The following is a 6,549-nucleotide window of genomic DNA, read 5'->3' as shown; positions in this document are numbered from 1 at the left end:
AAAAGCCTTTAAAGGAAAAGGAGGAGGTGAAAGAAACAAAAGAGATTAGAGTAAGTACCACAGATCCAGAAAGTGGGTTTATGTCGCGAGACAATAAGCAAGAGATGTTCTGTTATTTAGACCATCGGACAACAGATTTGAAGTTTAACATTATAACTGATGCATTCGTAACTCCAGGTAATGTCCATGATTCAATACCATATCTTAGCCGTTTAGATCGTCAAATCTTACGATTTAACTTTAATGTGGAAGCTGTTGCTCTTGACTCTGGATACTTAACTAATCCGATTTGCAAAGGATTATCAGATCGTAAGATCTTTGGAGTTATTGCCCATAGAAGGTATCAACCAACAAAAGGACTCTTTCCAAAATGGAAGTTTAAATATAATAAAGAAAATGACATTTATGTTTGTCCAAATAGCGAGGAACTAACATATCGTTCAACTACAAGAGAAGGTTACCGAGAGTACAAGTCAGATCCCAAGAAATGTTCAACCTGCCCTCTTCTTGAACAATGCACTAGATCCCAGAATAAGCAAAAAGTTGTTACTCGTCATGTTTGGGAAGATCATAAAGATAAGGTGAGGCTAAATCGCCTCTCTCCAGAAGGGAAAATTCTTTATAAGTTTAGAAAAGAAACCGTAGAGCGAAGCTTCGCAGACTCAAAAGAGCTGCATGGGCTTCGCTACTGTAGGTTACGGGGAATTAAAAATGCTAGTGAGCAGGTATTACTTACAGCAGCCTGCCAGAACATGAAAAAGATTGCCAACCACCTAGCCAAGCAAGGCTAGATGGTTGGGAGTGATATTTTCAAGATTTTTGATAAAGAATAATGTCAACTTACAACTACAAAAACCACCGAAAACAAAAAGTGTAGAGAAAAAATACCCCTTTCTCTACACTCTGAGATTAGTAGGTACCACTCTACTAATCTCTTTCCAACGTTAGCGTGTGCTTCATCACAATTCGTTCAGGATGTGAATACACATTAAGCTTTCCACCGCGAATAAAACCAACCGCGGTAATATTAAGTTCCTCTGCCATTTTAATGGCTAAATCGGTGGGAGCAGATTTTGATAAGACAATGCCAACCCCGATTTTGGCAGCTTTTAGTAGAACCTCAGACGAAATCCTTCCGCTAAATACAATGACTTTATCACGAACAGGTATTTTATTGTTTAAGCAATACCCATATATTTTATCAAGTGCGTTATGTCTACCAATATCGGTTCGATTTACAATCATTTCGTTTGGTGTGCAAAGTGCGGCATTGTGCACGCCCCCAGTATCTTTGAATACAATACTACTATTTTGCATGTCGTTCATCAAGGTGATGCATTCTTCGGGTGTAAGGGTAATGGTTGATGTAGATGTTTTAGCCGTCTTGGCATCATTCACAAAGTAGAACTGTCTGCCTTTGCCACAGCATGAACCGATGAAACGTTTAGAATAGTAATCTTGACTTGTTGTCACTTCATGCGTTGTTTCAACATAGGCGTAGCCAGCACCCTCGTCAATATGGAGACTCTTAATGTCGTCTCGGAACCTGATGACTCCCTCAGAAGCTAAAAACCCGATAACGAGCTCATCTAGTTCAGAAGGGGTACATACCATCGTAGCAAATTCTTGTTGGTTTAAGATAATCGTTAACGGATATTCACTGACAATTTGATCTTCCTCTTCAATTAACTGACCATCTGCAAATTTGATAATTCCTTTTCTTACAGTAATGTCGTCCAACTTGTATACACCTCACTTTAATTCATAAAATCAGTTTGGATGCGTTTTCCTCATAGATTACTAATTATATAAACATATTTTTTGGGGAAGTACAACTATAACTTTTTCACTATTCGGATGAATTTAGTGAAAAGGTATTGTATTATTTTGCTAGTTTTGTTACTATTTTAACAAATAGTTCACAATATAGACACACTTTTGACACAGGATAGCGAACCTGTCTCTGTTGCAAAAGGTGGAATATTGGAAACGATTACTGTTAGTTTTATAGTAGCGATCCTGCTAGAGAAATTAACCGTCATCAACCCTAGTTGCTAATATATGCATAGGGCTGTTGGCGGTTTTTGTATTTTTAGGATCCTACAAATGTCAATAATAACACTATTTTAAAGGAGAGAAGAAATGGAGAAGACTAAAAATCGTTGGCTGATTGCAGCTTCAGCTGTTGGAATTCACTTATCAATCGGTTCGGTTTATGCGTGGAGTGTATTTACAAAACCTCTCCAAAATCAATTTGGCTGGGATTTAACGGACATTAGTATGACGTTTAGTATCGCAATTTTATTCTTAGGTTTATCAGCTGCTTTCCTAGGGCATTTTGTTGAAAAATATGGACCTCGTGCATCAGGTCTTCTTGCTGCTGTTTTCTTTGGCGTGGGAATTACAGGGTCTGGTATTGCGATCCACTTAGAATCATTGCCATTATTATACTTATTCTATGGTGTATTCGGTGGAATCGGACTAGGCGTTGGTTACATTGCTCCAGTATCGACACTAGTAAAATGGTTTCCAGATCGACGTGGGATGGCAACGGGTCTTGCCATCATGGGGTTTGGATTTGCCTCATTAATTAGTAGCCCTATCATGCAGAAACTGATTGTTTCTGTGGGCATTGCAAATACGTTTTTTATTTTAGGTGTATCATACTTTGCGATTATGATTTTATCATCACTATATCTTGCTCCGCCTAAAGCAGGCTGGATGCCAGCAGGATTCAAAGAGAAAGTATCAAATGGGACTACAAAATTAAAGCAGGATCTGTCCCAACTAACAGCAAATGAAGCAATTAAAACAAAACGCTTTTATTATTTATGGTTAATGCTTTTTATCAACGTCACATGTGGGATTGCTATTATCTCCGCTGCTTCTCCACTTGCACAAGAAAGTGTTGGTTTAACACCAGTTGCAGCTGCAGCATTAGTTGGGGTTCTCGGGGCATTTAACGGACTTGGACGAATTGGCTGGGCTTCAGTATCGGACTACCTAGGCAGACCGAATACATATACCATATTTTTTGTGATACAAGTAATTGCGTTTCCATTACTACCACATGTATCGAATCCATTGTTATTCCAGGTGTTATTAGCACTTATTTATACATGTTATGGTGGTGGATTCTCCGCGATACCAGCATATATTGGCGATTTGTTTGGAACAAAGCAACTTGGTGCAATCCATGGTTACATTTTAACAGCGTGGGCAGCAGCAGGTCTTGCAGGTCCAATGTTTGCCTCATGGATTCGTGACACAACAGGAAGTTATACACAAAGCTTAACAGTATTTACTGCATTATTTGCAGTTGCTTTGGCCGTTTCACTTCTAATTCGTTTGGATATTAAGAAACTACAAAAGCAACAATCTGCAAATGCTGAGCTTGCTGGTTGACATTCACTAGTAATTTGATTAACGTAAAGTTAACGAGTAACTAGTTTAAGAGGTATGCATAAAATGAATAAATACGAAGCAGAGTTTAGCAATTTAGTTAGGTCGTTCCGCAAAAAACATATGGGGAAGGGACCTAGTAAGATCACCACAACATTTTGTAAAAATTGGGCTATTTGTGAGATGGAGGGAAACTTATCTCCAGTTGAAAAGTTCATTGCGGGTGCGGATGAAGGAAAACAGATGCTACGTGCCGCACGTACCGAAATGGTAAAGGAAATGTATCGCAAAAACAGGCCAATTGAAATGGAAGAATTTCTAGGGGCAAATCTCGTCGACTTATTTGTTGATATTGATATTGATCGAGATTTTGGTATGTCAGTGTTTGTATTCGATCAAGATTTAGTGAAAAAATTTAAAGCAAAATAGACAACGATATAATTTGTGTTGGCACTTGGTAGCGACCCTGCTAAAGACTAACCACCGTTTCATTTTTCTACCAGTTTAGAATGATGTTCGGTGGTTTTTTCTTTACCAGGAGGAATAACCACTTTGAATGTAGAATGCAATAAATAATATATTCTTTCTTTACCCATACACATAGTAGTAGTGAAATAAGGAGAAGGGGGATTAAAAAATGGGGAAAACAAAACATCAGGGTCCAATTAAAGCAACGAAAATGCCACAACCAAAGCATTGGGTCAGTCCAATCCCTTTTGGTTTAGGTAAGGTAAAGCCTAAGCATATTAGAGATACAATGAAAGTCGCGTGGGAGAACAAGGATAATCTCGGATATGCCACTCGGATACTAACACAAGGGGTTTGTGACGGATGTGCACTAGGAGTTTCAGGTCTTTACGACCAAACATTAAAGGGTCCACATATGTGTACGACCCGTTTGAATGTTCTTCGCTTAAGTACGATGCCAGCGATTGACTCAGACATTCTTCATAAGGATATTGATGAATTAAGAAAGTATAACAGCACGGAGCTTCGACAGCTAGGAAGAATACCGTATCCAATGATTCGTCGCAAAGGAGATAGAAAGTTTTCTAGAATCTCTTGGGACGAAGCAATGGACATGATAGCCGAAAAAATGAAAAAACTTAATCCAAAGCAATATGCGTTCTATCTTACTTCTCGTGGGATTACAAATGAATCATATTATGTAGCAGCTAAGGTTGCTCGTTTCTTAGGTACGAACCATATTGATAACGCTTCACGTATTTGTCATTCTCCTAGTAAAACAGCGTTGAAACGTTCCGTTGGAGTAGGGGCATCAACTGCTAACTATCAGGATTGGATCGGGACAGACGTTTTAGTGTTCTGGGGTAGTGTAGCCTCTAACAGTTCACCTGTTTCAACAAAATATATGCTTGAAGCAAAAAAACGCGGTACAAAGATTATCGTGATTAATCCTCATCGAGAACCAGCAATGGATAAATATTGGATTCCATCTAATCTGGAATCTGCCTTATTTGGAACAAAGGTCGCCGATGATTTTTACCAAGTAAGCATTGGTGGAGACATTGCCTTCATGTTCGGAATAATGAAGCATTGGTTTGAAATGGAAGAAAAACATCATGGTTCCGCGATTAATCATCAATTTGTGAAAGAACATGTAAATGGGTACGAAGAGTTAAAAGCACATGTAGAAGCTCAAAACTGGGATGAAATCGAGAAATCGTCAGGTGTCACAAAAGAACGCATCATCGAACTAGCCGAAACATTAGCGAAGAGTAAAAATGCGGTATACACTTGGGCAATGGGCTTAACGATGCACTCGTTCGCTACCGATAATATTTCACAGGTTGCTAATCTCGCCTTGTTACGCGGACACTTAGGTCGCAAACATAATGGTCTCATGCCATTCCGTGGTCACTCTTCTGTACAGGGTTCTGGTGAGATGGGAGCAGATCCATTTGTGCTACCTGGTGGTGAATTTGACGAAGCGAATATTCAGCGTATTGAAAAGGTATGGGGCTTTGAATTACCAAAATGGCAAGGAGATATTGTAGGGGTCACTCTGGAAAACATTGTGCTACCTGAGGATCATGAACGCAAGGTAAAACTTTACTATATGTCTGGTGGTAATTTCTTAGAAACGATGCCAGACCCTGATTTCGTAGAAAAAGCACTATCAGAGCTTGAAATCCGCGTTCATCAAGATATCATTTTAAACACGTCAACCTTGGTGGATGCGAAGGAAGCTGTCATTGTTTTACCAGCCCAAACACGATATGAACAAGAAGGTGGAGGAACCTCTACGTCAACAGAGCGTATGGTTTATTTTTCACCTGTCATTGAAGGAAATAAAAATGAAATTAAAGAAGCCCGTGCGGAGTGGAAGATTTATGTTGATCTGGCAAAACGGGTTAAACCTGAACAGGCACATTTAATTGATTTTAAGAGTGGACAGGAAATTCGTAACGAAATTGCAATTGCGAATCCAAATTACGACGGCATCCAACACCTTAAGAAAAAAGGGGACGTGTTTCAATGGGGTGGCGCATGGCTATGTGAAGATGGAATTTGTCCGACTCCAGATGGAAGAGCGAATTTAATTCAGGTTGACATTCCTGATTTAGGGAAAAAAGAAGAGCAATTTGTGTTAACGACTCGTCGTGGAAAGCAATTTAACTCGATGGTTTATAAAGAGGTGGACCCATTTAATGGTGCTGGCCGTTATGATGTGTTAATAAACCCAGAAGATGCGAAGGAGCTACGTATCACGGAAGGTGAAGCAATTGTGGTTCATAATGGATTTGGTGTCTTCCAAGGAAAAGCCAAATTTGCCGATATTGCCAGAAAAAATCTAGGCGTATTCTTCCCAGAAGGTAACTTCTTATTACCAAAAGGCCGTTATGAGAAATTTGCAGGTATTCCTGATTATAATATTGCCGTGTATGTAGAAAAAGCAGAGCGCTTCAATGCAAGAAAAGACACACAATATCAAGAAAAAGAAATCGAGGATGACTTAGACGTAAATCCTCCAGCATAAAAGATAAGCGCTAATCGCTCCCTGATTCCTAGCTAGATCCAAGAAATACTGTCACTACGAGAATAATACTGTCACTATGGGAAAAATACTGTCACTATCCAAGAAATACTGTCACTATGCGAAAAATACTGTCTCTGGGCAGGCAT

The 6,549-nt window shown here is 39.2% G+C and carries 5 protein-coding genes; 4 read left to right on the top strand and 1 reads right to left on the bottom strand.

Going from position 1 to position 6,549, the window contains the following annotated elements:
* A partial coding sequence (locus tag ACWPVE_RS22485) for an IS1182 family transposase (RefSeq protein WP_453997341.1) occupies positions 1-791 on the top strand: 791 nt, incomplete at its 5' end.
* Positions 792-927: 136 nt separating this feature from the next.
* Here the strand turns inward: ACWPVE_RS22485 and fdhD are convergent.
* Entirely contained in the window at positions 928-1,740 is an 813-nt protein-coding gene (gene fdhD, locus ACWPVE_RS22480; RefSeq protein WP_453997339.1) for a formate dehydrogenase accessory sulfurtransferase FdhD, read from the bottom strand.
* A 402-nt stretch (positions 1,741-2,142) separates the two neighbouring features.
* Between fdhD and ACWPVE_RS22475 the strand changes: the two genes are divergently transcribed.
* From ACWPVE_RS22475 to ACWPVE_RS22465, 3 genes are all read left to right on the top strand, one after another.
* Positions 2,143-3,405, top strand: coding sequence for an L-lactate MFS transporter (locus ACWPVE_RS22475; RefSeq protein ID WP_453997337.1), 1,263 nt, complete (start codon positions 2,143-2,145; stop codon positions 3,403-3,405).
* 63 nt (positions 3,406-3,468) lie between these two features.
* Positions 3,469-3,831: a DUF2294 domain-containing protein gene (locus ACWPVE_RS22470; RefSeq protein ID WP_453997335.1), complete on the top strand. Its 363-nt coding sequence runs from the start codon at positions 3,469-3,471 to the stop codon at positions 3,829-3,831.
* A 208-nt stretch (positions 3,832-4,039) separates the two neighbouring features.
* Positions 4,040-6,403 carry an FdhF/YdeP family oxidoreductase gene (locus ACWPVE_RS22465; RefSeq protein ID WP_453997333.1) on the top strand — a complete coding sequence of 788 codons (2,364 nt, stop codon included), beginning with the start codon at positions 4,040-4,042 and terminating at the stop codon, positions 6,401-6,403.
* The last annotated feature ends 146 nt before the right edge of the window (positions 6,404-6,549 follow it).

It is taken from the genome of Bacillus nitroreducens (assembly GCF_964021195.1).
Note: the sequence above shows the minus strand (reverse complement) of the source record. Positions and strands in the feature narration are given on the sequence as shown.